A 649-nucleotide genomic window follows, 5' to 3' on the forward strand; every position below is an offset into this window, starting at 1 on the left:
TCAGGCGAATACGGTTTTCAGGGTACTCCTGGCCAATCTTGATTACTTGCTCGCGGATGGTTTCCTGAAGCTCTGCCACGCTATAAAGGTCGATGCCTTTTTTGTAGCCTGCATCAAGCACGACGTCGGCTTTATCTTCAATTGAGTCGGCATTTTCAAAGCGTTCTTGGTTGAGTGCTAAGCCTTCTTTTTTGACTAAAGACAGTAGCGCCTTTTCATCGCTATGCTTTTTAAGGAGTGTCAAGGCAGTAGCATTGTTGATTCCAGGCGTTACACTGACGCCGACTTGCAATGCGGTGCGCTTCGCCTCGTCTTTTAGGCCTGCTTTATGAACCGTTTCCGAGCAAGGGCCAATAAAGTTCAGACCGGCTTCTTCCATTGCGCCAACCATCGCTTCGTCTTCGGCCATAAAGCCGTAGCCGGCAAAAATAGCGTTATAGTTGTTCTCTTTAGCAATGCGAATGATCTGTTCTATGCGCTGAACACGCTCTTCTTTATCTGCGCCGCTGTAGTCTGGCACACGGTGAATGCGGTCAGGATTGTTGATTTGGCGCAGTTCTGGCGCCAAGGCATTTTGATAAACAATACTGTCTTTTTCAGACAATAAGATACCGCAATGCGTCACTCCCATTTCTGCAAATACATCCAT

General features: G+C 47.5%; 1 protein-coding gene. It reads right to left on the bottom strand.

All coding sequences use genetic code 11. The features are described from left to right. On the bottom strand, positions 1 to 649 hold a 649-nt coding region (locus A3766_RS05040; protein WP_304440927.1), incomplete at both ends, for a biotin carboxylase N-terminal domain-containing protein.

This window comes from Oleiphilus sp. HI0132 (assembly GCF_001635845.1).